We start from the raw sequence: 22,105 nt of genomic DNA on the forward strand, positions 1-22,105 counted from the left end.
GACCCCCCGCGTGGGTAGGGGTACACACTGCGGAGGGGTCGGCTCGGACTCCCCGAATTTCTACACCGACGAGCGACTGCCACATGGACTACGATACCTGGAACCCCGTCTACGAACGCATACTCGCGGATTTCGGCTTCAGCCGCGAGGCCGACGAACGCGCCCGCGCCCGCATCAGCGAGTACGCACGGCCGTTCGACATGAATCGCCTCGACGCGCGCGGTGAAACGGTCGCAATCGCGGGAGCCGGCCCGTCGCTCGGCGACGAGCTGGGGCTCGCCCGAACCGCTGACCGCGTGTTCGCCGCCTCGACCGCCACCGACGTCCTCGCCGACGCCGACATTCGGGTGGACGCGATGGTCACCGACCTCGACAAGAACCCCGACACAGCCCGCGACCGCACCCTGAACGGCGAACCGGTCGTCGCGCACGCCCACGGGGACAACATCCCCGCCATCGCGGAGTGGCTCCCCGCGTTCGACGCCGACCACGTGCTGTGCACGACGCAGGCCGAACCCCGCGACGCCGTGTACGACTTCGGCGGGTTCACGGACGGCGACCGCGCCGCCTTCCTCGCCGACGAACTCGGCGCGGCCGAACTCGTCTTCCCGGGCTGGGACTTCGACGACCCCACCGTGGACGCGATGAAAGCGAGGAAGCTCGGCTGGGCGGAGCGGCTGCTCTACTGGCTCGAAACCCGGCGAGACGAGGCGTTCGGCGTACTCGACGGCCGCCGAGACAGTCTCTCTCTACCGTCGCGATAGGAGCGATGTGACGCTGCTATCGGTCGGTACGCGTCGTAGGATCGGGAGTCGTCTTTCGTCTTGATTTCTGGACGCCACGAAGATAGCTTGTGACTGGGACGGCGAGTAATACGACTGTTCCGAGGACACGAGCCACGGGTATGTCAACTAACGGCTGGATTTCGCGGTGTACGAGTACGGCCTCGACTGCAAGCCCACCGACGCTGAGACCTAAGACGAATACCCAGAGCCACATGGTCGCGTATCCGATCTGGTCAAGATGGTTGGTTTTCACAGCGTGGCCGAGAAGTACGACCACAGAGAGGAGCGGCACGACAACCAGGGGACGAACCGGATTCACCACCAGGATACTCGAACCGAGGGTGAGCGCCGCGAAATAGACCGCCACCGAGAGAATGCGGTGAATCCGTCGCGTCTCACTCATGTCTACGATATGCTTCGGAGTGCCCTCGTCTTCTTCGGAAGCTTCCCTAGGGTTCGAGGACGACCTTCCCCTGCGTCTCGCGGTTTTCGAGAGCCTCGTGGGCTTCCTTGGCGTCTTCCAGATCGAACGTCTGCCCGACGACGACTTCGAGTTCGCCGTCGGCGAGCATGCCGGAGAGTTCGGGGACGGCCTCGTAGACGCGCTCGGGGTCGCGCGCCATCGCCTGCCCGAGGTGGAAGCCGATGACGGACTTGTTCCCGAAGAGGAGGCTCGCGGTGTCGATTTCGCCGGGCGTGCCGGAGGCGGCGCCGTACGCGACGACGCGCCCGAAGTGGCTGAGCGCCTCGACGCTCTTCGCGCTCGTCTCCCCGCCGATGCCGTCGAGCACGAGGTCGACGCCCGCGCCGTCGGTCAGGCCGTCGATTTCCTCGACGAAGTCGGTCTCCGTGTAGTCGATGGTGTGGTCGCAGCCCAGGCGCTCGGCGAGGTCGCGCTTCGACTCGGTGCTCGCGGTGCCGAACACTTCGGCGCCGTGGTCGCTCGCGAGCTGGACGGCGGCGGTGCCGACGCCGCCCGCCGCGGCGTGCACGAGCACGCGCTCGTCGGGTTCGAGGCCGCCCCACTCGTGGAGGCAGTGGTGGGCGGTGAGGAACTGGACGGGGAACCCGGCGGCTTCGGCGAACGACATCGACTCCGGCACGTCGAACAGCGCCATCGCGTTCGCGGTGACGTACTCCGCGTAGGCGTTCTCGCCCGTCATCGCGACGACGCGCTCGCCGGGCTCGCGCGACACGCCCTCGCCGACGGCGTCGATGACGCCCGCGGCCTCCATCCCGGGCGTGTACGGCGGTGTAGGGCCGCCCTGGTAGTGGCCGCGGCGCTGCATCACGTCGGCGAAGTTCACGCCGACCGCTTCCACGTCGATGCGGACTTCGCCCGGCCCGGGGTCGGGCGTCTCGCGGTCTTCGACGCTGATGACGCTACTGTCGCCGAACTCGCTGACGCGTACGGCTCGCATACCCGAACCCACGAGGGCCGTCCGGAAAAACTACCGATTCTCGGGGGCGACCGCCGCGAGCGTCTCGTCTATCTGGTCGCGGTCCGCGCTCCGCGGCAGTCCCACGTCTATCTCGTTCAGGCCGTCGATGGCCTCCCACTCCGCGAGTTTCTCCGCGACCTCGTCTGGCGTCCCCGCGCAGACGAGGTCGTCGAGGAGTTCCTCACGGACGAGCGAGAGCGCGTGCTCGCGGTCGTCGTCGTTCCACGCGTCGTGCACATCGTTCGCCACGTCCTCGTAGCCCTGGCGGACGAGCGCGTCCCGGTAGAACGTCCCCATCCCGCCGATGTAGAAGGCGACGTGCTGGGTGGCGAGCCGACGCGCTTCCGCGCCGTCCTCCAGCGCGCAGCACGTGAGGAGCAGTGAGACGTCCACGTCGCTCGGGTCGCGGTCGCCGAGGTCGGCGCCGCGTTCGAGGTCGGAGAGGCGTTCTTCGAGGCCGTCCTGGGTGAGCATGAGGCCGTGCCAGCCGTCCGCGAACCGCCCCGCGAGTTCGACCGCTTTCGGCCCCATGCCGGTCACGTCGATGGGCGGCGCGGTCTCCGGCGGGTCGCAGCGCAGCCGGAACCCGCGGAGGTCGAAGATGTCGCCGTCGTAGTCCACGGGGTCGCCCGCGACGACCTTCCGAACGATGTCGACGTACTCGCGGGTGCGGCGGAGCGGGCGCTCGAAGTCGGCGCCGTGCCAGTTCTCGATGACCGCGGGCCCGCTCGGGCCGACTCCGAGTCGGAACCGGCCGTTCGAGGCCTCCTGGAGCGTCGCGGCGGTCTGGCCGACGAGCGCGGGCGACCGCGAGTAGGTGTTGAGGATGCTCGTGCCGATACCGACTTCGCTCGTGCGCTCCGCGATGAGCGAGAGCGTGGTGACGGCGTCACGCCCCCAGGTTTCGGGGAGCCACGCGCGCTCGAATCCGAGTTCTTCGGTGCGGACGCCGAGGTCGACGAGGGCGTCGAGGCTGGGCTGTGCGGCCACGGGCAGGTGAACCGAGCGGTGCGTCATCGACTCTCACTGGCGGGATTTACCATACCTCAAATTTTCACCGAGTTACCTTAACGATTGATACCGAGAATTCCGTCGGTCGTCGCGACGCGAGCGAACTCGCCGTCGAGGTGCGCGAGCGCGAGCCGGTGGACGGTCTCGGGGTCGAATCGCTCGCCGTCGAGGGATCGGTCGAACGTCGCCGTCGCGTCCCGCGCGACCGTCACCGCGAATCCGCGGTTCTCCGCCATCCGCGCCGTCGTGGAGACGCAGTGGTCGGTGGTGAGACCGGCGAGCACGAGCGACTCGACGCCGCGCTCGCGGAGCCAGTCGCCGAGGCCGGTGTCGACGAACGCGCCGTTCACGCGCTTCACGAACTCCGCCTCCCCCGCGCGCGGTTCGAGACCGGGCTTGTACGCGAATCCGGGGTCGCCGCGCTTCAGCGGCGAGTCGGGGTCGGTGGAGTCGTGGCGGACGTGGACGACCGGGTCGTCGCGCTCGCGCCACGCGTCCAGGAGTCGGCGGGCGTTCGCCTCCGCGTCGGGGTTGTTCCGCTCGCCCCAGGCGGGGTCGTCGAACCCCACCTGGAAGTCCACGAGGACGAGCGCGGTCACTGCTCGACCTCGCGCGCGATTCCGGGGTCGATGCTGGGCGCGACCTTCGGGTGGTCGCTCGACACCGCCATCGGGCACTCGTCGGGAGCCTCCGTCTCGTCCTCGCGGAGCATGTACTGCGGCCACTCGCGGTCGCCCTCGACGCCCCAGTCCCCCAGGTCGGCGTGCGGGCAGACGCCGTCGTAGGCTTCGAGGTTGTCCTGAATCACGTCGCGGGCGCGCTGGCCGGCCTCGGTGTCGCCGGTGACGCCCATGGATTCGAACAGGCCGCGCGGCTGGAACGTGATTTCGAGGCCCACGGGACAGTGCCGGCTCCGGTAGGTGTCGTAGAATGGCGCGCGACAGGTCGGGAACATCGGTTCGCCCGCGAACGAGAACTCCCAGTAGGGATCGTCGGGGTCGGTCGGGATGGCGTCGGGCCACGGTTCGGGGTCGTGGACGTGGAGGAACTGGAGGACGTGCCAGAGCGCGTCGTGGTAGTCCGCCTCGGAGAACGACCGCTCCGGCGGTGCGAAGAAGGCGACGAGTGACGCGCGGTCGCTGTGTTCCTCGTAGCGCTCGACGTACTCGACGAGCGTGTCCCGCAGGTCGAGGAGGGCGTCCGCGTCCGTGAGCGACGGTACGACTGTGTAGAGGGGGTCGCCCGCGCGCACCGACTCCCGGCCGAAGTAACACGGGAACTGTTCGCCCTCGTACGTCCCGGTGAGCCCCTCGTGGAACGTCTCCCAGTGCTCGCGCGCCCACGCCGGATACGCGTCCCCGGCGCGCGCTCGCATCGTCTCCTGGTCGAGCAGTACGCCCATCCCGGGTTCGTTCATGTACTGCTATCTTCTCCCGAACCGCAATAGGGTTTCGAGATCCACAGGTGTTCTCACGACGCGGGAACGAACACCTAATACGCATTCGTAGAACCACAGGAAATACAATGTATCGAGTCGATTTATACGGAAATGTTTTACTCTCCCCTCTCCCAGACGACATTGTACAATGACTGGACGTTCGTCTACAAACTATGCGGAAAATACTTCGAAACTGAATAGAAATTCGGAAGAGACAACTCGTTCGTACTCCGAATCGAGTGTATTGGTTCCGAGTGATGGTTTAACGACGGGCTACGCGGACGTCGTGGGCGCGTTCGGTGGCACACCATGACGGACGACGCCACGCCGGGTGAGACGGCGGCGATTCCGCTGCGCGGGAGCGGAATCGCAATCTACGACCCGGAGCGACCCGGCGCGTGGATTCAGTCCGACTACGCCGTCGAACCCGCGGACGCCGAGCGCCCCGACGAGAACGTCCAGTCTCCGAATCCGGAGTGGGAGTGGTAGCCTAGGATTGGTCGCGCTCGACGAGTTCGTACTTCTGAACCTTCCCGGTGGTGGTGCGCGGGAGTTCCTGCACGAACTCGACCTCCCGCGGGTGCTTGTACTCCGCGAGATTGTCGAGACAGTACTGCTTGAGCTCGTCCGCAGTCACCTCGCTATCGGGCGCTTTCACCACGAACGCCTTCACCGTCTCGCCCCGGCGGTCGTCCGGAATCCCCACAACCGCGGCGTCCGCGACCCCCTCGTGTTCGAAGAGGAGTTCCTCGACCTCGCGCGGGTAGACGTTGTAGCCCGCGGTGTTGATCATGTGCTTCTTCCGGTCGACGATGTAGTAGTAGCCGTCCTCGTCGTAGTAGCCGATGTCGCCGGTGTGGAACCAGCGCTTGCCGTCCGCCTCCGTGAACGCCTCCGCGTTCGCGTCCGGAAGGTTGTAGTAGCCCTTCATGACGTTCGGCCCGGAGATGACGAGCTCGCCCGTCACGTCGTCCAGCGCGTCGTCGTCCTCGTCGACGGGGCCTTCCTCGACGGGATCGAGGGCGTTGAAGTCCTCGTCGACGATGCGGGAGTCGATACCCTCCAGTGGCTGTCCGATGCTGCCGACACGCCGTCCCTCCTCGGGCGTGTTGAAGTGCGTGACCGGGCTCGTCTCGGTGAGCCCGTACCCCTCGTAGATCTTCGGCTCGAACAACTCCTCGAACTTCCGCAAGACTTCGACGGGGATACCGGATCCGCCGACGCCGCACATCCGCACGGACGAGAAGTCGAACTCGTCGGTGTTCGGCTGATTGATGAGGTCGTTGTACATCGCGGGCACGCCGTGGAAGAGCGTGATATCCTCCGCCGCGACCAGGTCGGTGGCCTCCTGGGCGTCCCACTCCGGGAGCGGATAGTACGCGCCGCCGTTGAACAGCGTCGAGTTCATCGTGACGGTCATCCCGTAGATGTGGAACAGCGGGAGCGCGCCGAACGACTTGTCGTCGCTGTTCACGCCGCCCGGAGCGAGCGACGCGGCCTGCGATGCGTTCGACCCGAGGTTCTCGTGCGTGAGCTGGACGCCCTTCGGCTGCCCCGTCGTCCCGGACGTGTACGGCTGGCAGGCGTCGTCGTCCGCGTCGCGCGGAACCACGTCGAGCGTGTCCTCGGCGAGGAACTCGTCGAAGGGCGTCGCGGCGTCGTGCTCGCCGCCCACCGAGACGACGTGCTCCACGTCGGTGTCGTCCACGACGTCCTCCACGAACGGCACGAGGTCCGCGAGCGCGACGACGACCTTCGCCCCCGAGTCGTCGAGCAGGTGGCTGATCTCCCGCGACTTGTACTGTGGGTTCATCGGCACCACCACGCCGCCCGCGCGGAGCGTGCCGTGGAACGTCGTCACGAACTGCGGGAGGTTCGGCAGGTACACCGCGACGCGGTCGTCCGCGCCGAGGCCGCGCTCGTCGAGCGCCGCCGCGAACTGGCCGGTGCGCTGCCAGAACGCGCCGTAACTGATTTCGTTCCCTCGGAAGCCGATGGCCGTCGCGTCGGGGTCGTCCGTTACCGCTGTTTTTACATTCGTCACAAGATTTGCCATTGGTGCTACCGAAGTCCACGTTGGTTGCTCACAAGAAACTTGCCCTGGCGGCCGACGGAAAGCTAGACGTAGCCCGCCCACCACCCCCCGGTATGACGTACGAGAACGTCGCAGTCCGACGCGAGAACGGAGTCGCCTACCTCACGATGGAGGGCGCGAACGCCCTGAACGCGCTCGACGACGCCACCACCGACGGCCTCATGGCCGCGGTCACGGACGCCGTCGAGGACGACAACGTGCGCTGTCTCGTCCTCACGGGCGCGGGCGACGCGTTCGGCGCGGGCGCCGACCTCGCGCGGTTCGACGGCGACGCGTCCGACGCCCCCGAACTCCGACGGCTCGCGTCCGCGCTCCACGATGTCGTCCTGCAACTCCACCAGGCCCCGAAGCCGGTCGTCACGGCGGTGAACGGCGTCGCCGCCGGGGCCGGGTTCAGCCTCGCGCTCGTCGGCGACGTCGTCCTCGTCTCCGAGGACGCCGCGCTCTCCTACGCCTACCCCCGCGTCGGCCTCACCGGCGACGGCGGTTCGACGTTCTTCCTCCCGCGGCTCGTCGGCCTCCGCACGGCGAAGGAGATCGCGCTCCTCGACGGCGACCTCACGCCCGAGGAAGCCGTGGATCTCAACGTCGCCACGGAAGCGGTTCCCGCCGACGACTTCGACGACCGCGTGACCGAACTCGCGGAACGCCTCGCGGACGGGCCGACGAAGGCGTTCGGCGCGACCAAGCGCCTCATGACGGAGTCCTTCGAGCGCTCCCTGCCCGAGCAACTCGCGGCCGAGACGGAGGCGATGGCCGACGCGACCCACACCGAGGATTACGCCCGCGGCCACGCCGCGTTCTTCGAGAAATCCGACCCCGATTTCGTCGGGAAGTGACGCCAAGGGTTTAGGTGGCCGGCGGTCTCCCCCACTGCATGGACGAAGCGGCGTTCCTTCAGGCCCACATCGACCAGCACGGCTTCCTCTCCTTCCTCGGCCTCACCGTCGAGGACCTCGAACCCGGGCGGCTCCGCCTCCGGGTGCCGTACGACGAGAAGCTCACGAACACCGGCCCGGGCGCGAACGGCCAGGTGCACGGCGGCGTCGCCGCCACCATCGCGGACACCGCGGGCGGCCTCGCCGTGCGCTCGACGCTCGACGAACCGACCCAGACCGGGGTCGCCACCATCGACCTCAACATCTCCTACCTCCGCCCCGCCGCGGACGACCTCGTCTGCACCGCGAACGTCGTCCGCACCGGCAGCACCGTCGGCGTCGCCGAGATGACCGTCGAATCCGAGACCCCCGACGGGAAACTGAAGGAGGTCGCCGTGGGCCGGGGGTCGTTCCGCATCTTCGACTAGGCCGGTAGGCTTTCCCCGGTCTCGGTCGTCGATCCCGGCATGCAGGTCTTCTGGCACCGCCGCGACCTCCGCGCGCACGACAACCTCGGACTCGCGGCCGCCGCCGACGAGGACGACGTGCTGCCCGTGTTCGTGTTCGACGACGACGTGCTTGCCCACGCGAGCCCCGTTCGCGTCGCCTTTCTCCTCGACGCCCTCCGCGACCTCCGCTCGTGGTACCGCGACCGCGGGAGCGATCTCGTCGTCCGCCGGGGCGACCCCAGCGGCGTGATTCCCGACCTCGCCCACGAGCACGACGCCGACCGCGTCGTCTGGAACCACGACTACACCGGTCTCGCGCAGGAGCGCGACGACGTCGTTCGGGAAGCGCTCGACGCCCGGAACACCGCTCACGAGCAGTTTCACGACGCCGTCCACCACGAACCCGGGGCGATTCGAACGAACGCCGGCGACCCCTACTCGGTGTACACGTACTTCTGGAAGAAGTGGCGAGACCGCGAGAAGGCGGCTCCCGCGGATCCACCCGCCGCGGACGCGCTCGCCGACGTGTCCGGTGGGGAACTGCCGTCGCTCGCCGAGTTGGGGTTCGGCGAACCGGAGGCGGACTACCCCGCGGCCGGCCACGCCGCCGCCGTCAGCCGCCTCGACGACTTCTGCGAGCGCGACATCTTCGACTACGACGACGGCCGCGAGTACCCCGCACGGGAGGGGACGAGCCGCGTCTCGCAGGACTTGACGTACGGCACGCTCGGCGTGCGCGAGGCGTACGCCCGCACCGCGAAGGCGATGCAGGCGGCGGACGGCGCGGACGACGAAACCGGGGTGGAAGAGTTCCGGAGGCAGCTCGCGTTCCGAGAGTTCTACCAGCAAGTCCTCTACTTCCACCCGCGCGTGGTGACCGAGAACTACAACGACTACGAGAACCCGATCGAGTGGCGGAACGACGAGGACGAAATCGCGGCGTGGAAAGCCGGCGAAACGGGCGTCCCAATCGTGGACGCGGGGATGCGCCAGCTGCGCGAGGACGCGTACGTCCACAACCGCGTGCGGATGATCGTGGCCTCGTTCCTCACGAAGGATCTCCTGGTGGACTGGCGGGTCGGCTACGACCACTTCCGCGAGTACCTCGTCGACCACGACACCGCGAACGACAACGGCGGCTGGCAGTGGGCGGCCTCCACGGGAACCGACGCCCAGCCCTACTTCCGCATCTTCAACCCCTGGACGCAGCAGGCGGACTACGACCCGGACGCCGAGTACATCCGCGAATACGTTCCCGAACTCGCGGACGCCGACACCGAGGATATCCACGGCTGGAACGACCTCAGCGAGAACGAACGCGAGTCGGTTGCGCCCGACTACCCCGCGCCCATCGTCGAGCACTCGGAGCGCCGCGAGCGCGCGCTGGAGCTGTTCGAGGCGGCGCGCGGCGAGGACTGACTCCGCTCGGAGCCAGTTTTATGTGACGGGGTTCGAACACGAACTTGTGAGGCGAGTTATCGCATGTCGCTAGGCGAGGCACGCAGACCCGAGACGACGCGCGAACGGTACAGTCAGATGGCCGACGCGGCGAACCCGGCGTTCACAGCGGGCGCGATTGCTGTTCCGCTCCTGCTGCCCGTGCTGGGGTACGTCTCGGGCGACCACCGCGTCATGTTCACCATTCACCTCTTCCTCGGCGCGTTCTGGTTCGGGACCTCCGTGCTCGGCGCGGTCGTCCTCGGCCCCGTCATGGGCGGCCTGCCGGACGAGGCGAACGAGGCGTTCGCGGAGCGCTTCGTCCCGAAGATGAACGTCCTCATGGAGCCCGTCTCCGTCGGCGTCGTCGCCTCCGGTATCGGGTTGGCCGCCATGATGAACATGTGGCAGTCCCCGACGACGACGCTCTGGATCGCGCTCGCGCTCGCCGTCGCCCTGCTCGTTCTCGGGTTCGGACCGCTGCACTGGTTCACGACCGGGATGTTCGACGAACTCGCGGCCGACGACACCGACTACGACCGACTCGCGGAGCTGAACCAGACGTACGGGATGCTCAGCCTCGTCGAACTCGCCCTGATGGTCGCCATCGTCGCCACGATGTCAGGACTGCGCTGGGGAATCTGAAACCACACACGTATCCGTCCGGCTCCGCTCTCTCGGGTATGGCAATCGAAACCGGCGACACGGTCACGTTCGAGTACACGGGCCGACTCGACGACGGCACCGTCTTCGACACCTCCCGTGAATCCGTCGCGACCGAGGAGGGTCTCGCGGAGGAACAGCCCGACCGCGAGTACGACCCGCTCACGGCCGAGGTCGGCGCAGGGCAGATCATCGAGGGAATGGAGGACGGCCTCGTCGGCCTCGAAGCCGGCGAGACCGCGACGCTCACGATTCCGCCCGAGGAGGCGTACGGCGAGTGGAGCGAGGAGCGCGTGCAGGAGTTCGAGACGGAGGAACTCACCGAGGCGCTCGGCCAGCGTCCCGAGGACGGCCTCTACCTCGAAGCGCAGAACGGCCAGCCCGGCGAGATCACGCACGTCGACGACGACGTGACGAAAGTCGACTTCAATCCCCGGCTCGCGGGCGAAACCCTCGAATTCGAAGTGGAAGTCGTCGACGTCGAGTAACGGTCGCCTCTCGATTTTTCGCAGGAGCGCCGATGTCGACGAAGACCTGGCGCCCCTCACACGCACTCGGGAACGCAGCAGGCCCGGAGACTGTCAGTGGCGGATGATAACATGAACCGCCTCAAGGTTTAACAGCTATCCGAGACACATATCAGATGGTGATACCATGACTGACTACGAACTTCCCCCGCTTCCCTACGAGTACGACGCACTCGAACCGCACATCAGCGAGCAAGTGCTCACGTGGCATCACGACACCCACCACCAGGGCTACGTGAACGGCTGGAACAGCGCCGAAGAAACGCTCGAAGCAAACCGCGAGGACGGCGACTTCTCCAGCTCCGCGGCCGCCATCCGCAACGTCACCCACAACGGCAGTGGACACATCCTCCACTCCATCTTCTGGGAGAACATGAGCGAGGACGGCGGCGGCGAACCCGCCGGCGCGCTCGCCGGTCGCATCGAGGAGGACTTCGGCTCCTACGAGGCGTGGAAGGGCGAGTTCGAAGCCGCGGCGTCCGCCGCCGGCGGCTGGGCACTCCTCGTCTACGACAGCCACTCCAACCAGCTGCGTAACCTGGTGGTGGACAAGCACGACCAGGGCGCGCTCTGGGGCGCGCATCCCATCCTCGCGCTCGACGTCTGGGAGCACTCCTACTACTACGATTATGGCCCCGACCGCGGCGACTTCATCCAGAACTTCTTCGACGTCGTCGACTGGGACGACGTCGCGGACAAGTACGAGGACGTCGTCGCGACGTTCGAATAAGTCGGGAAACCCGCCAGTTTTCTTTCGCGCGCTACGGAGGCCGGAGTTCGGCGAGCGGGTAGTCCGCGAGTTCGTCCGCCAGGAGTTCGGTAAGGTCTGCGAAGTCGTAGCCGCCCTCGCGGCGGTCGAAACTGCAGAGGACGCCGACGCGTTCGTCGCCTCGGGAGACGAACGTCCGGTACTGCTCGAACGTGTCGAACCCGCGGACGGTGTAGTAGAACTCCGCGTAGTGGAGGTTGTCGTACGTCTCGCGGGTGACGAATCCGTAGCGTTCGTTGTCGATGTAGCGTTCCGCGTCGGCGTCCGCCAATTCGTCCGCCACGTCCTCTCGAATGAACAGGGGTTCCTGGGTGTCCCCGTCGAACACCCAGAGGTCGCGGAGCGCGCCCCCGCCGAACGTCTCGACGACCGCGAACAGCGCTGTTTTCCCCGGCGTGGACTGTCGTGTGTCATCTAGGTTCATCGCAGGACACTGGGTGTTAGAGACTCACTCACATAACAGTTCGTCAGCGGTGCGTCTTGCACTCCGAGTCCGTGGGTTTTTGCCGCGTGCGAGCGCACCTCCGGGTATGCCTCGGCCGAAGTCCGACTTCGACACGTTCCATCCCTGCGACTTCTACGAACCGGACGAACTCCTCGACGACGACGAGATGTACACGGTGTACGAGATAGCGCGCCTCCTCCAGGGGCTCGACCCGGACGCCGCGCTCGACGAGGGAACGGAGGAAATCCTGCTCGACTGGGCGATTCCGTGGGTGATGCGGAACAGTGACACGCTCGTCATCGCGGAACCGGAGAGCGAGGACGAACCCGGCTACTACGGGCTGAAGGAGTAGCTCTAGGTGGTGACCATCCACCCGGGGTCGCGGCCGGTGCGCTCGATGAGGTCAGACCGGCACGCCGGACAGACGTCCGGCGTTCGCGTTTCGCTTCGGGGGACGTAGACCGCGCCGCCGCACTCGACGCACGCGTCCGCGACGACTGTCGTGCAGTCGGCGCAGACGTTGAAGTCGTCGACCGTGAGGTCGCGCAGGGGTTCGAGTTGCTTATCGAGGAGATACTCGTCGATGACCGCCTGACAGTTCTGGCACGGTTGCATAGCGATGCGTCCTACCGCATGCTACCGAGTGACATATGTCTGTCGCCCGTGCGAAACACTGCCGCCCTAGCGAGTCTTCGCGCCCTGGCGGGCGAGACGAACGTCCTCGACGGGGTTCCGGGTGACGCTCGGGCCGTGCCCGCAGTGCATCACGCCGAGACCATCTGCAAGCCGGGATTCGAGGCGTTCGATGGACTCGACGAGCGTCCGCCGGTCGCCTTCTTCGAGGTCGGTGCGGCCGAACCCGCCGTTCGCGAACACGAGGTCGCCCGCGAACAGCGCGCGCTCGTTGTAGAGACAGACGTGATCGTTCTTGTGCCCGGGCGTGTGCAGAACGGTGTACGACTCGTCCCCGATCCGCACCTCGCCCTCGTCGTCGAGTCCGCGGTCGACACCTGGCTGGCTCGCGTCGAACCCCCACGCGTCCACGCCGAACGCCGTTTTCACGTCGTCGAGGTTGCCGACGTGGTCTGGGTGGGTGTGCGTCAACACCACCGCGTCGAGGCCGTCCGTCCGCTCCTCGATGCGACTCACGACGTCGTAGTCCGCGCCAGCGTCCACGAGAACGGTGCGCTCGCCCCCGACGAGAAACGCGTTACTGGTGAACGTGTCGATGCCCGCGGAGAGGTTTTCGACCATACTGTCCCCTCGGAGATGCGCCCGGAAATACCCTTCAGACCGGCGCGCTCGCGAGCACGAGTTTGGAGAACTCGTCGCGGTTCTGAATCTGCCGTTCCTCCTCGGGACTGATGCGGATGGCTTCGTCCGTATCGAGGCTGACGGTGTGGTCGCCGAAGTCCACGTCCACGCCGCCCGTCACGACGTAGTAGATCTCCTCCTGGTCGTCGTCGAGGTGGGCGTGGCTCATCGTCTCCTCGCCGGCTTCGAGCGCGAGCACGGTGAACCCGAGGGACTCCGTGTCGAGTTCGTCCCGCAGCATCCACATCTCGCCCTGCACGTCGTCCGGAAGCACCGATTCGGCGTCGCTCACGTGTGCGTTCGTGTGCGGCATAGATGACGGTGCGGACGCCGGCCGGATAAACGTACTCGCCGCACCCACCCCAGGCTTTTCACGGCGGGGAGCCGTTCCGGCACGCATGAGTGACTCGCAAGCGCGCTTCGAGGTGTACGAGGACGACGCGGGCCAGTGGCGGTGGCGGCTCGTCCACCGGAACGGCAACATCCTCGCGGACTCCGGCGAGGGGTACGCGTCGAAACAAAAGGCCATACAGGGACTGGAGAGCGTGAAGGAGAACGCGCCGGGCGCGCCGGTCGAGGAGTAGTTACTCGACGCCGAGCGCGGTCGTGATGCGGTCGCGGTAGTCGACGAGCCACTCCGCGCGCTCCCGCGGCCGGTCTGCGGCGATATCGACGGTGGTCTCGACTGTTCCCGGTTGGCCGCCGAGCACGACGACGCGGTCTGCGAGGTAGGCGGCTTCCTCCACGTCGTGCGTGACGAGGACGACGGTGAGGTCGCTGTCCCGCCAGAGGTCGAGCAGGAAGTCCTGCTGTTCGTACTTCGTGAGCGCGTCGAGCGCGGAGAACGGCTCGTCGAGCAACATCACGGTCGGGTCGTACGCGAGACCGCGGGCGAGCGAGACGCGCTGCGCCATCCCACCGGAGAGTTCGCTCGGTCGGGCGTCCGCGAACCCCGCGAGGCCGACGCGGTCGAGGAGTACATCGACGCGCTCCCGTGCGGCCTCGTTGTCGGGGTCGACGCCGCGCGGGAGGCCGACGGCGACGTTCTCCCGCACCGTCTTCCACGGGAGCAGCCGCGGCTCCTGGAACACCATACCGACGCGGTCGCCGCCCTCGGTGCGCACGTCCGTTCCGTCCACGCTCGCCGCCCCCTGGAACTCGGGTTCGAGGCCGGCGAGCACGCGGAGGAGCGTGCTCTTCCCGCAGCCGGAGTGGCCGACGACGGAAACGAACTCGCTGGGGCCGACCGACACCGACACGTCGCGGAGCGCCACGGTGTCGCCGTACGACTTCGTCAGGTCGTCGACTGCCACCGCGGCGGGTTCGTCACCAGTCGACGACACGGTTCTCCACCTCCTTGACGGCGAGGTCGGTGAGGTTGCCGAACAGCGCGAACAGCACGATTGCGCCGACGATCAGATCCGGTCGCGAGAGCACGCGCCCGGTCTTCATCAGGAAGCCGAGGCCCTGGCTCGCGCCGATGAGTTCCGCGGCGACGACGAACATCCACGCGAGGCCGACGCCGCTCCGCACGCCCACGAAGAGGTTCGGGAGCGCCGCGGGGAAGACGACGGACGTGAGGGTCTCGTACCGGCTGAGGTCGTACACTTCCGCGACCTCTCGACGCGCGTCGTCCACCGCGTGCAGGCCGGTGGAGAGGTTGAGGTAGACGGGGAAGAACGCGCCGACGGCGATGAGGAGGACTTTCGCCACCTCGCCGATGCCGAACCAGAGCAGGAACAGCGGCACCCACGCGAGCGACGGGATGTTCTTCAGGCTCTGGAAGAGCGGGTCGAGGAGCGCGCTCGCGGTCCGCGAGATACCGGTGAGTGTGCCGAGGAGGACGGCGACGGTCATTCCGACCACGCACCCGAAGAAGACGCGCTGCACTGTGATGGAGGCGTGCGTCGCGAGTTCTCCCGACGCCGCGAGCGAGTACAGCGTCTCCAGCACGGAGAGCGGTTTCGGGAGCTGGTAGGGTGGGAACACGCCCGTGACGACCGCGACGTGCCAGCCGACCACGAGGAGCGCCGGGACGACGAGGCCGATGAGCCAGCGGGCGCGGTCGAGCGACACGCTCCCGAACGCGTACGTTCGCGTGCTCATTCGCTCACCACCGGTCTGGCTATCGACGGTTGCACGAGCTCGCCGATAGCCGTCTGGAGGTCGACGCTCGACTCGACGAAGCCCTTCTCGTGGAGGATGGGTGCGAGGTCGGAGAGCAGCGCCTGGTGTTGGTCGCCGGGGATGGGCGCGGAGAGGTCGGTGCGGTCGGTGAACACCTTCCGTGCGACCGGCTTCGACATCTCCGAGGCGTTCGCGAGGATGGACACGGTCTTCTCGGGGTGCTCGATGGCCCACGTCCGGCCGCGTTCGTACGCCCGCAGCACGCGTTGTACGTCCTCGGGGTGGTTCTGGACGAAGCCGTTGAGGAAGTTCAGGGTGCCGTTCGTGTTGAACGCGGGCTTCCGGAAGAACAGGTCGACGTCGTGTTCGAGCTGGAGTTCGGCCATGTGCGGGTCGAGGCCCGCCCACGCGTCCACCTCGCCCTGGAGGAGGGCGTCCTGGCCTTCGGGGTGCTGGAGGTTCACGATGTCCACGTCGGACTCGCTCACTCCTGCGGTGTCGAGCGCCTGCAGGAGGAAGAAGTGAGGATCCGTGCCGAGCGTCGCGGCGACGGATTTCCCCTCGAGGTCGGCGACCTCCGAGATATCGCTCTCCGACTTCGCCACGAGCGCCGTCCACTCGGGCCGCGAGTAGATGTAGCCCGTGCGGATGGGCACGCCGTTCGCGCGCGCCATCAACGCCGCGATACCGGCGGTGGACGCGGCCTGCGCCTCCCCACTCTGCGAGTACTGGTTCGCCTGATTGCTCCCGAGGCTCAACACCCACTCGACGCTCGCGTCACTGTCCGCGAACGCGGCCTCGACCCATCCCTTCTCCCGGAGCACGAGGCTCACGGGGTTGTAGTAGGCGTAGTCGAGGGTGACGGTGCGCGAGCCGCCGACGATTCCGCTTCCGATGCAGCCAGCCGTCAACGACGCGGCCGCCGCACCGGTCGCGCCGAGGAACGCTCGTCGATTCATCGTATCCCACCATCGGGCTAGCAGTGTCAAAACCCGAACTACCGCGTCAGCCGTTACGCCCGTCTCGTTCCCCGTCAATCCCCGTCTTCGACCGAGTGGGGCCGCGAGACCGCGGGAGGATGGCGTTTCCCGGTTCGCCAGCCACCCGCGACACCTGCAATACCTGCCGGGCGGCCGCGTGCGGGTGGTTCCGACGAACCCTTAGACATTTAGTTCGCCGGGGCCCAGTCTCCGGATATGACTCGGGACGCAGCCGTCTGCACACTCCTCGTCGTGACCGTCCTGCTCGCGGGCGTGGCACCCGCGAGCGGGCTCGGCGACGCGAGCAGCGTCGGGACGGCTGACGCCCCCTCCTTTTCGAGCGTCCACTTCATCATCACTGTCCACGAGGACGGGTCTGCGGAGTGGACGTTCCAGTACCGGACGCCGCTCGAAAACGACTCCCAGCGCGCGGACTTCCGCGAGTTCGCCGCGCGGTTCGAGAACGAGACGCTCGCGCTCTACGAGGACTTCCGAGACCGGGCGCGAGCGCTCGTTGCCGACGGGGAGAACGTCTCCAGTCGGTCGATGAACGCCACGGACTTCTCGCGGTCGGCGTACATCACCGGTCTGAGTAACAACCTCGGCGTGGTCGAGATGTCGTTCACGTGGACGAACTTCGCGCGCGTGGCGGGCGACCGAGTGCGCGTCGGAGCCCTCTTCGAGGGCGGCCTGTACGTCGGGGCGGATCAACGGCTGGTCATCGAAGCCGGTGACGGCTTGCGGTTCGCGTCCGTCAGGCCGCACCCGGACTCGATGTCCGGGCAAACGGTCGCGGCGAGCGATTCCGTGACGTGGTTCGGGCCGATCGAGTTCGCGGACGAACGCCCACAAGCCACGCTCACCACCGCTCCGCTCACCACGACAACGGCAACGACTCCGACCACTGCCGGGACGCCGACATCCGGCGCTGCCCCCGCCGGCCCCCCGTGGCTAGTGTCCGTCCTGCTTGCCGTCGTCCTCGTGCTCGCCGCCGTCGTCGGCGCCGTCTGGTGGCGGTACCGCCGCGAAGAAGTCGCGGACGCGGGCGGGGCGGGTGGCGCAACGACCGAACCGGCGGTGCCGGACGAGGAGCTACTCTCGGACGAAGACCGCGTGCGCGGCCTGCTGGAAGACCACGGCGGACGGATGCGGCAAGTCCAGATCGTCGAGGAGACGGACTGGTCGAAATCCAAGGTGAGCATGCTGCTCTCCGAGATGGAGGACGCGGACGAGATCAGCCGTCTCCGCATCGGCCGGGAGAACGTCGTCAGCCTCCCCGGTCACGAACCCGGTTCCGAACGCGAGGAGTGACCGCGCGCCCGCCACGAAGGATTGTCCTCCGGTGGACGCGTGTGGAGCAGCCGCCGCTCTCGCGGCGCAACTGTGGAGCGGTTGCACGACTCCGGGCGAGCGCTCTCCCGCGACCTGAAGCCTCCATCACCGTTCTGAAGGGAAACAGCGAACTCGTGCGAGCGGGTGGCGAGACGCGGCCGGACGACGCGGGCCGTCCCCCGGGTCGGCTGGACGCGCTTCTCCGTGAGCGTTCGTCCGGCGGGCGCTTCGAAGTCGCGGGCGTCGAGTCGCCCGACGAGTGAGTTACGCCCCTCTGATGAGGCTCGTAACGCCGAGTGACTCCGCGACGACCCACGCGACGAACAGCACGTAGCTCGCGAGCAGCGTCGCCGCCTCGGCGGTGGTGAGGGAGAGGCCGGTGCGGAGCGCGGTGAACAGAAGGAGAGTGGCGAGCGTGAGCACAGCGAACATCGGCACCGCGACCGCGAAGTTCACGGTGACCGCGCCGACGATGAGCACGCCGACGGGGACGGCGACGAGGAGGTCGAACGTGTTCGACCCGAAGACGTTCCCAAGACTCGTCGCGCCGTTCCCGTCCCGGGCAGACTGCACGCTCACGAGCGTGTCGGGAAGGCTCGTTGCCGCCGCGACGACCGTCACGCCGAGCAGGAACTCGGGGACGCCGAACGTGGTTCCGAGGGATTCGACGGAGTGAACGAGCTGTTCGACCGCGACGAGGATGACGAGCAACCCAACGGCGAGTGTCGTCCACGCGCGCCGCGCAGAGACGCTCGGGTTTCCGGGCGTGCCTGCGTCGCTCACGTCCTGCCACTGAATGAAGAGGTAGAGGCCGTAGAGGAGGAGCGGAATCATCGCGAGCGGCCGCGTCAGGTCGCCGTCGAGCGTCGGTCCCGCGACCGGCGCGTAGATGACCGCGAGCGCGAGCGTCACGATGAGCGCGGACACCGCGAGCATGTAGAACTGGGCTTCCTTGTAGACGATGGTGCGACTCGCGGACAGGTCGTCGTCCGACGCTAGCCCCGAGAGCGCGGGAATGACGAGGACGTTGAAGATGGCGGACCCGACCACCGCGCCGATACCGATGTCGAACGCACCCGCGAGCGCCGCGAACACGACGCTCGCCAACTCGGGGAAGCTCGAACCGACCGCGACCACCACCGACCCCTGCACGACCGCCGGAAGGCCGTAGTACGCCGCGAGGTTCTCCGCGGACGCCTCCAGCCAGCCGCTTCCCACCCAGACGAGCGCCGTCGCGACCACCAGAACGAGCACGTTTACCGCCGGTGAGGACGGCACTAGACCCCAGAGGACCATTATCCACCCCCTCTCACGTCCACGGGAATCAAGCCACCGAAACTACTCGCGGCCGCCGTGTCGAATGGCAGGGAACCACAGACCGCTTCCAAAAAGTGAGGTTTAAATATGGCCGGTGCCTCGGATCAACTGAAGCGGGGATCCCCCGTGACGAACGCACCAGTGCTCTGTTGGTGTAGTCCGGCCAATCATCTTGCCCTCTCACGGCAAGGACCAGGGTTCAAATCCCTGACGGAGCACTTTCACCCCGCTCCTTTCCTGCGATTTCACTACTCGTGACGTGGAAAATTAATCCATGTCCAACGGCAAGCACGTCTCCGATCCGCGAATCGCCCCCGCGCCATCTGGCGATTTCACGAGAACTACCGTTGCCATTTCGGCAAGCGGAAACACCGACCTGATTCCGACGCCTTCGGGCGAATTCACGAACTTCAATGCCCCCAGCGGCAAGCAACGGGGTGTGGAGGACGACCGATGAGCGACCTCGACGACATCTCGGTCGTCACTGAACCGTCCGCCGAGTACCTCAACAAACGACAGCGCGTTGACTATCGTAACCAGCGCGAGGACTGCCTCGAGTGGCTCCTCCACTTCGGGAAGAACCCCGACAAAGCCGAGGGCTACGCGTTCACGACGGTCAAGTGTCGTTCCCACCGCATGGACCAGTTCTACCGGTGGGTCTGGGAGCAAGAAAACGGGTACACCGGCACGCCCACCCGGGACCACGCAGACGCGTATATGCGCCACCTCGCCAAGCAGGACAAGTCCAACGCGCACAAGTCCAACTCCCGGAAGGCAGTGATGATGCTGTTCAAGTGGCGCCACCACGAGCACGGAACGGACCCCTGGGATCCCGAGTTACAGTTCTCCACGAACGGCGGCACGACCAACCCTCGGGACTACCTGACGCTCGAAGAGCGCTCCGCCATCCGCGAGGCCGCGCTCGAGTACGGGAGTCTCCCCGGCTACACGGTCGTCAGTGGCGCCGAACGCGACAAGTGGCTGGCGTACCTCGCCCAGCGCCTCGAGAAACCCAAGGAAGACATCACCAGAGAAGACTGGGAACAGGCCAACGGCTGGGAAATCCCGAGCCTCGTCTGGGCGAGCCTCGACGCCGGCCTCCGCCCCATCGAGGTGCAACGCGCAACCACGAACTGGGTCGATATCGACAACGCCGTTCTCCGGATTCCGAAAGAGGAGTCCTCGAAGAACACCGACAACTGGATCGTCGGCCTCCAGGACCGGACTGCGGACGTCCTCGACCGGTGGCTCGACCACCGCGACGTCTGTGACCGCTACGAGGACACGGACAAGCTCTGGCTGACCCAACGCGGCAACGAACACACCTCGCACTCGCTCAAGTACCTCGTGAACAAGCTCTGTGAGATCGCGGGCATCGACACCGGCGACCGAAGTATGACCTGGTACTCGATCCGCCACTCCACCGGCACGTACATGACCCGCGAAGAGGACCTCGCCGCCGCACAGGCGCAGCTCCGTCACAAGAGCCCCGAGACGACGATGAAGTACGACCAGACGCCCGTCGAAGACCGCCGAAACGCGCTGAACCGAATGGAGTAGCCTGCCTCCCAGCGCCTTCACTCCGCGATCGACCCTGTGTCGCCGTTCAACTCTCTAACCAACTCCAACAGCACGCTCACGTTCCCACTCAGGATCTGGCCAACCTCACTCTCACTGAGTTCGCCGCTAGCGCGTGCCGCTCCGAGTTCTCGAACGCCACTCACCGACGTCCGCTGCACCTCGCGGACGATCTCGGAGTAGTGATCGTCCGTCGTGTCGAGATCCCTGTGCCGGAGAACGTCACCCGCCATTTCGAGGCTGTCGTACTCCTTGAGGTACGTTCCTGCCGTCCGCCGGACGCTGTACCACGTGATATTGCGGCCGTCCCTATCGATCCCGGCCTCGTCGCATAGCTTCTCCAGGAGGGCGTTCAGTGTTTTCGAGGTGTACCGATTCCCGCGCTCGTTCAACCAGAGGGCGTCAGTGTCGTCGTACTTCTCGTACTGTTCGCGCTCGTCCAGCCACGTCGCCAACTGTTCCTGCGTCGGCGGCGACAACGAGAGCTCGGTCGATTCGCGCTGCTTGGACGCTTTCTCCTCCGGAATATCCAGGACGCCCCGTTCGAGGTCGAGCCAATCGACGGTGGCCCGATGAATTTCGATCGGCGGGAGGGCCAGGTCCTGGGCCGTCATCACGAGCGACGGGATCTTGGCGCCGTTCTCTTCGTGCTCCCAGTCCTCGGGACTCACCCGTGATTTCGGCTTGTGGAATCGCTGAGCCAAGCGAGCATTGATCTCGTCTCGCTGCTCAGGTGTGGCCTCCTCGTAGTCCGGGAGCTCGTTGAGACGTTTCGCCGCCTCCGTTAAGCGGCCGAACTCCTCGAGGTCGAAAATGTCCGAGCTGTCATACGAGGACTGGCCGAACGTCTCCTGCGGCTCCCACTCCGCCCATTCGTCAGCGTCGAACTCCCGTGCCTTCCAAACGGCGTACTTCTGAAGCGTATTTACGAACTTCCGTTTGCTATTCCCGCCGTACGGCTCGCCGCCCTGCGTTCGAAACTCGTCGTTCTCCAATAGATCGACGAACGCAGATGCCTGGGCAGGGGTAACCAGAGCGGAATCAAGTTCTAACTCCTGCCAGAGCGCACGATGAATCTGATCCAGCCGCCACACGTAGTTCGCAGCGACGCTGTCCGACAGACCGTTCCCAGCCTCCGGGTTTTTCCCCTCCTCCTGCATCCACTCGTAGAACAGCTGCCAATCAGCTGCGATGACGACCCAGAGGTCGTTCTCCAGCACGTTTTTCGTTTTCCGGCTGACCGGGTCCGTTGGGTCAAACGCCATATTCCACACCTCCATTGCTGTCTACCGGACGTGTGGCGTGGGTGCCGAAGCTTACTGTGATCATCAGCGCCAGTGTATCGATGGCACAGGGATAAGGGTTAGGTCAAGGGGGTGAACCCACTGGGGGAGAGCTTTTCCGAACCTCTGAACCGAGCGATATCTGTCGAATTCCATTTCCCTGTAACGGTTGGAATCCCACCTACTGAGTTCGTGAAATGAAAGACCGGATGGGACCAATCAATCCGGTCGTATG

General features: G+C 66.5%; 26 protein-coding genes, 1 tRNA gene and 1 pseudogene. 13 read left to right on the forward strand and 15 right to left on the reverse strand.

Translation table 11 applies throughout. The features are described 5' to 3' along the window. Positions 1-83: 83 nt before the first annotated feature. Positions 84-764: a 6-hydroxymethylpterin diphosphokinase MptE-like protein gene (locus FQU85_RS09530; protein ID WP_145847271.1), complete on the forward strand. Its 681-nt coding sequence runs from the start codon at positions 84-86 to the stop codon at positions 762-764. 16 nt (positions 765-780) lie between these two features. Here FQU85_RS09530 and FQU85_RS09535 read toward each other — a convergent pair whose 3' ends face one another. Genes FQU85_RS09535 through FQU85_RS09555 form a run of 5 tightly spaced genes read right to left on the reverse strand, consistent with a single transcriptional unit; the run spans position 781 to position 4,655 of the window. Further along, entirely contained in the window at positions 781-1,188 is a 408-nt protein-coding gene (locus tag FQU85_RS09535; RefSeq protein WP_145847273.1) for a hypothetical protein, read from the reverse strand. 46 nt (positions 1,189-1,234) lie between these two features. After that, on the reverse strand, positions 1,235-2,206 hold the full coding sequence (locus tag FQU85_RS09540; protein ID WP_145847275.1) for an NADPH:quinone oxidoreductase family protein: 972 nt from the start codon (positions 2,204-2,206) through the stop codon (positions 1,235-1,237). A 30-nt stretch (positions 2,207-2,236) separates the two neighbouring features. Then, positions 2,237-3,244, reverse strand: coding sequence for a TIGR04024 family LLM class F420-dependent oxidoreductase (locus tag FQU85_RS09545; RefSeq protein ID WP_145847277.1), 1,008 nt, complete (start codon positions 3,242-3,244; stop codon positions 2,237-2,239). A 50-nt stretch (positions 3,245-3,294) separates the two neighbouring features. Further along, positions 3,295-3,837, reverse strand: a complete 543-nt coding sequence (locus FQU85_RS09550; protein WP_206022033.1) for a cysteine hydrolase family protein — start codon at positions 3,835-3,837, stop codon at positions 3,295-3,297. Further along, a complete protein-coding gene (locus FQU85_RS09555; RefSeq protein ID WP_145847281.1) occupies positions 3,834-4,655 on the reverse strand; it encodes a YqcI/YcgG family protein in 822 nt (273 codons plus the stop codon). Before FQU85_RS09555 ends, FQU85_RS09550 begins: the two co-directional genes overlap by 4 nt. A gap of 330 nt (positions 4,656-4,985) precedes the next feature. On the opposite strand from FQU85_RS09555, the gene FQU85_RS09560 reads away from it, so the two are divergent. Continuing rightward, positions 4,986-5,165, forward strand: a complete 180-nt coding sequence (locus FQU85_RS09560; RefSeq protein ID WP_145847283.1) for a hypothetical protein — start codon at positions 4,986-4,988, stop codon at positions 5,163-5,165. A gap of 1 nt (position 5,166) precedes the next feature. Here the strand turns inward: FQU85_RS09560 and FQU85_RS09565 are convergent, their stop codons facing one another. Next, positions 5,167-6,732: a long-chain fatty acid--CoA ligase gene (locus tag FQU85_RS09565; protein ID WP_145847285.1), complete on the reverse strand. Its 1,566-nt coding sequence runs from the start codon at positions 6,730-6,732 to the stop codon at positions 5,167-5,169. A gap of 92 nt (positions 6,733-6,824) precedes the next feature. Between FQU85_RS09565 and FQU85_RS09570 the strand changes: the two genes are divergently transcribed. The 6 genes from FQU85_RS09570 (at position 6,825) to sod (ending at position 11,455) form a co-directional block, all read left to right on the forward strand. After that, positions 6,825-7,610, forward strand: a complete 786-nt coding sequence (locus FQU85_RS09570) for an enoyl-CoA hydratase/isomerase family protein (RefSeq protein ID WP_145847287.1) — start codon at positions 6,825-6,827, stop codon at positions 7,608-7,610. A 38-nt stretch (positions 7,611-7,648) separates the two neighbouring features. Next, complete coding sequence (locus FQU85_RS09575) at positions 7,649-8,077, forward strand: PaaI family thioesterase (protein WP_145847289.1); 429 nt, start codon at positions 7,649-7,651, stop codon at positions 8,075-8,077. Between the two features lie 39 nt (positions 8,078-8,116). Continuing rightward, entirely contained in the window at positions 8,117-9,517 is a 1,401-nt protein-coding gene (locus tag FQU85_RS09580) for a deoxyribodipyrimidine photo-lyase (protein WP_145847291.1), read from the forward strand. A 63-nt stretch (positions 9,518-9,580) separates the two neighbouring features. Further along, on the forward strand, positions 9,581-10,180 hold the full coding sequence (locus FQU85_RS09585) for a hypothetical protein (protein ID WP_145847293.1): 600 nt from the start codon (positions 9,581-9,583) through the stop codon (positions 10,178-10,180). Between the two features lie 38 nt (positions 10,181-10,218). After that, on the forward strand, positions 10,219-10,686 hold the full coding sequence (locus FQU85_RS09590; protein WP_145847295.1) for a peptidylprolyl isomerase: 468 nt from the start codon (positions 10,219-10,221) through the stop codon (positions 10,684-10,686). Positions 10,687-10,852: 166 nt separating this feature from the next. Next, positions 10,853-11,455: a superoxide dismutase gene (sod, locus tag FQU85_RS09595; protein ID WP_145847297.1), complete on the forward strand. Its 603-nt coding sequence runs from the start codon at positions 10,853-10,855 to the stop codon at positions 11,453-11,455. A 31-nt stretch (positions 11,456-11,486) separates the two neighbouring features. Here sod and FQU85_RS09600 read toward each other — a convergent pair whose 3' ends face one another. After that, positions 11,487-11,918, reverse strand: a complete 432-nt coding sequence (locus FQU85_RS09600) for a hypothetical protein (protein WP_206022034.1) — start codon at positions 11,916-11,918, stop codon at positions 11,487-11,489. 106 nt (positions 11,919-12,024) lie between these two features. Here FQU85_RS09600 and FQU85_RS09605 point away from each other — a divergent pair, with 106 nt between their 5' ends. Beyond that, positions 12,025-12,291: a DUF5827 family protein gene (locus FQU85_RS09605; protein WP_145847299.1), complete on the forward strand. Its 267-nt coding sequence runs from the start codon at positions 12,025-12,027 to the stop codon at positions 12,289-12,291. Between the two features lie 2 nt (positions 12,292-12,293). Here FQU85_RS09605 and FQU85_RS09610 read toward each other — a convergent pair whose 3' ends face one another. The 3 genes from FQU85_RS09610 to FQU85_RS09620 all read right to left on the reverse strand — a co-directional run bounded on the left by FQU85_RS09610 (position 12,294) and on the right by FQU85_RS09620 (position 13,566). Next, positions 12,294-12,554 (reverse strand): hypothetical protein, encoded by a 261-nt coding sequence (locus FQU85_RS09610; protein WP_145847301.1) that lies wholly within the window; start codon positions 12,552-12,554, stop codon positions 12,294-12,296. 66 nt (positions 12,555-12,620) lie between these two features. After that, positions 12,621-13,193, reverse strand: coding sequence for an MBL fold metallo-hydrolase (locus tag FQU85_RS09615; RefSeq protein ID WP_145847303.1), 573 nt, complete (start codon positions 13,191-13,193; stop codon positions 12,621-12,623). Positions 13,194-13,227: 34 nt separating this feature from the next. Continuing rightward, a complete protein-coding gene (locus FQU85_RS09620) occupies positions 13,228-13,566 on the reverse strand; it encodes a cupin domain-containing protein (protein ID WP_145847305.1) in 339 nt (112 codons plus the stop codon). 94 nt (positions 13,567-13,660) lie between these two features. On the opposite strand from FQU85_RS09620, the pseudogene FQU85_RS09625 reads away from it, so the two are divergent. Beyond that, a pseudogene (locus FQU85_RS09625) lies at positions 13,661-13,837 on the forward strand (HVO_2922 family protein); the annotation flags it as partial. Here the strand turns inward: FQU85_RS09625 and FQU85_RS09630 are convergent. Genes FQU85_RS09630 through FQU85_RS09640 form a run of 3 tightly spaced genes read right to left on the reverse strand, consistent with a single transcriptional unit; the run spans position 13,838 to position 16,339 of the window. Next, on the reverse strand, positions 13,838-14,596 hold the full coding sequence (locus FQU85_RS09630) for an ABC transporter ATP-binding protein (protein WP_145847309.1): 759 nt from the start codon (positions 14,594-14,596) through the stop codon (positions 13,838-13,840). After that, positions 14,580-15,359 carry an ABC transporter permease gene (locus FQU85_RS09635; RefSeq protein WP_145847311.1) on the reverse strand — a complete coding sequence of 260 codons (780 nt, stop codon included), beginning with the start codon at positions 15,357-15,359 and terminating at the stop codon, positions 14,580-14,582. Before FQU85_RS09635 ends, FQU85_RS09630 begins: the two co-directional genes overlap by 17 nt. Then, the gene (locus tag FQU85_RS09640) at positions 15,356-16,339 is read right to left on the reverse strand and encodes an aliphatic sulfonate ABC transporter substrate-binding protein (protein WP_145847313.1); all 984 of its coding nucleotides are present in this window, start codon (positions 16,337-16,339) and stop codon (positions 15,356-15,358) included. Before FQU85_RS09640 ends, FQU85_RS09635 begins: the two co-directional genes overlap by 4 nt. Positions 16,340-16,576: 237 nt before the next feature. On the opposite strand from FQU85_RS09640, the gene FQU85_RS09645 reads away from it, so the two are divergent. Further along, the gene (locus FQU85_RS09645) at positions 16,577-17,671 is read left to right on the forward strand and encodes a hypothetical protein (RefSeq protein ID WP_145847315.1); all 1,095 of its coding nucleotides are present in this window, start codon (positions 16,577-16,579) and stop codon (positions 17,669-17,671) included. A 285-nt stretch (positions 17,672-17,956) separates the two neighbouring features. Here the strand turns inward: FQU85_RS09645 and FQU85_RS09650 are convergent, their stop codons facing one another. Beyond that, positions 17,957-18,988, reverse strand: a complete 1,032-nt coding sequence (locus tag FQU85_RS09650; protein ID WP_145847317.1) for a sodium:calcium antiporter — start codon at positions 18,986-18,988, stop codon at positions 17,957-17,959. 164 nt (positions 18,989-19,152) lie between these two features. Between FQU85_RS09650 and FQU85_RS09655 the strand changes: the two genes are divergently transcribed. Both FQU85_RS09655 and FQU85_RS09660 read left to right on the forward strand, forming a co-directional pair. After that, positions 19,153-19,227: transfer RNA gene (locus FQU85_RS09655), tRNA-Glu, on the forward strand. 235 nt (positions 19,228-19,462) lie between these two features. Continuing rightward, positions 19,463-20,569: a site-specific integrase gene (locus FQU85_RS09660; protein ID WP_145847318.1), complete on the forward strand. Its 1,107-nt coding sequence runs from the start codon at positions 19,463-19,465 to the stop codon at positions 20,567-20,569. 17 nt (positions 20,570-20,586) lie between these two features. Here the strand turns inward: FQU85_RS09660 and FQU85_RS09665 are convergent, their stop codons facing one another. Then, a complete protein-coding gene (locus tag FQU85_RS09665; protein WP_168219968.1) occupies positions 20,587-21,852 on the reverse strand; it encodes a site-specific integrase in 1,266 nt (421 codons plus the stop codon). Between the last annotated feature and the right edge of the window lie 253 nt (positions 21,853-22,105).

The organism is Salarchaeum sp. JOR-1 (assembly GCF_007833275.1).
In the GTDB taxonomy this organism is placed as follows: Archaea; Halobacteriota; Halobacteria; order Halobacteriales; family Halobacteriaceae; genus Salarchaeum.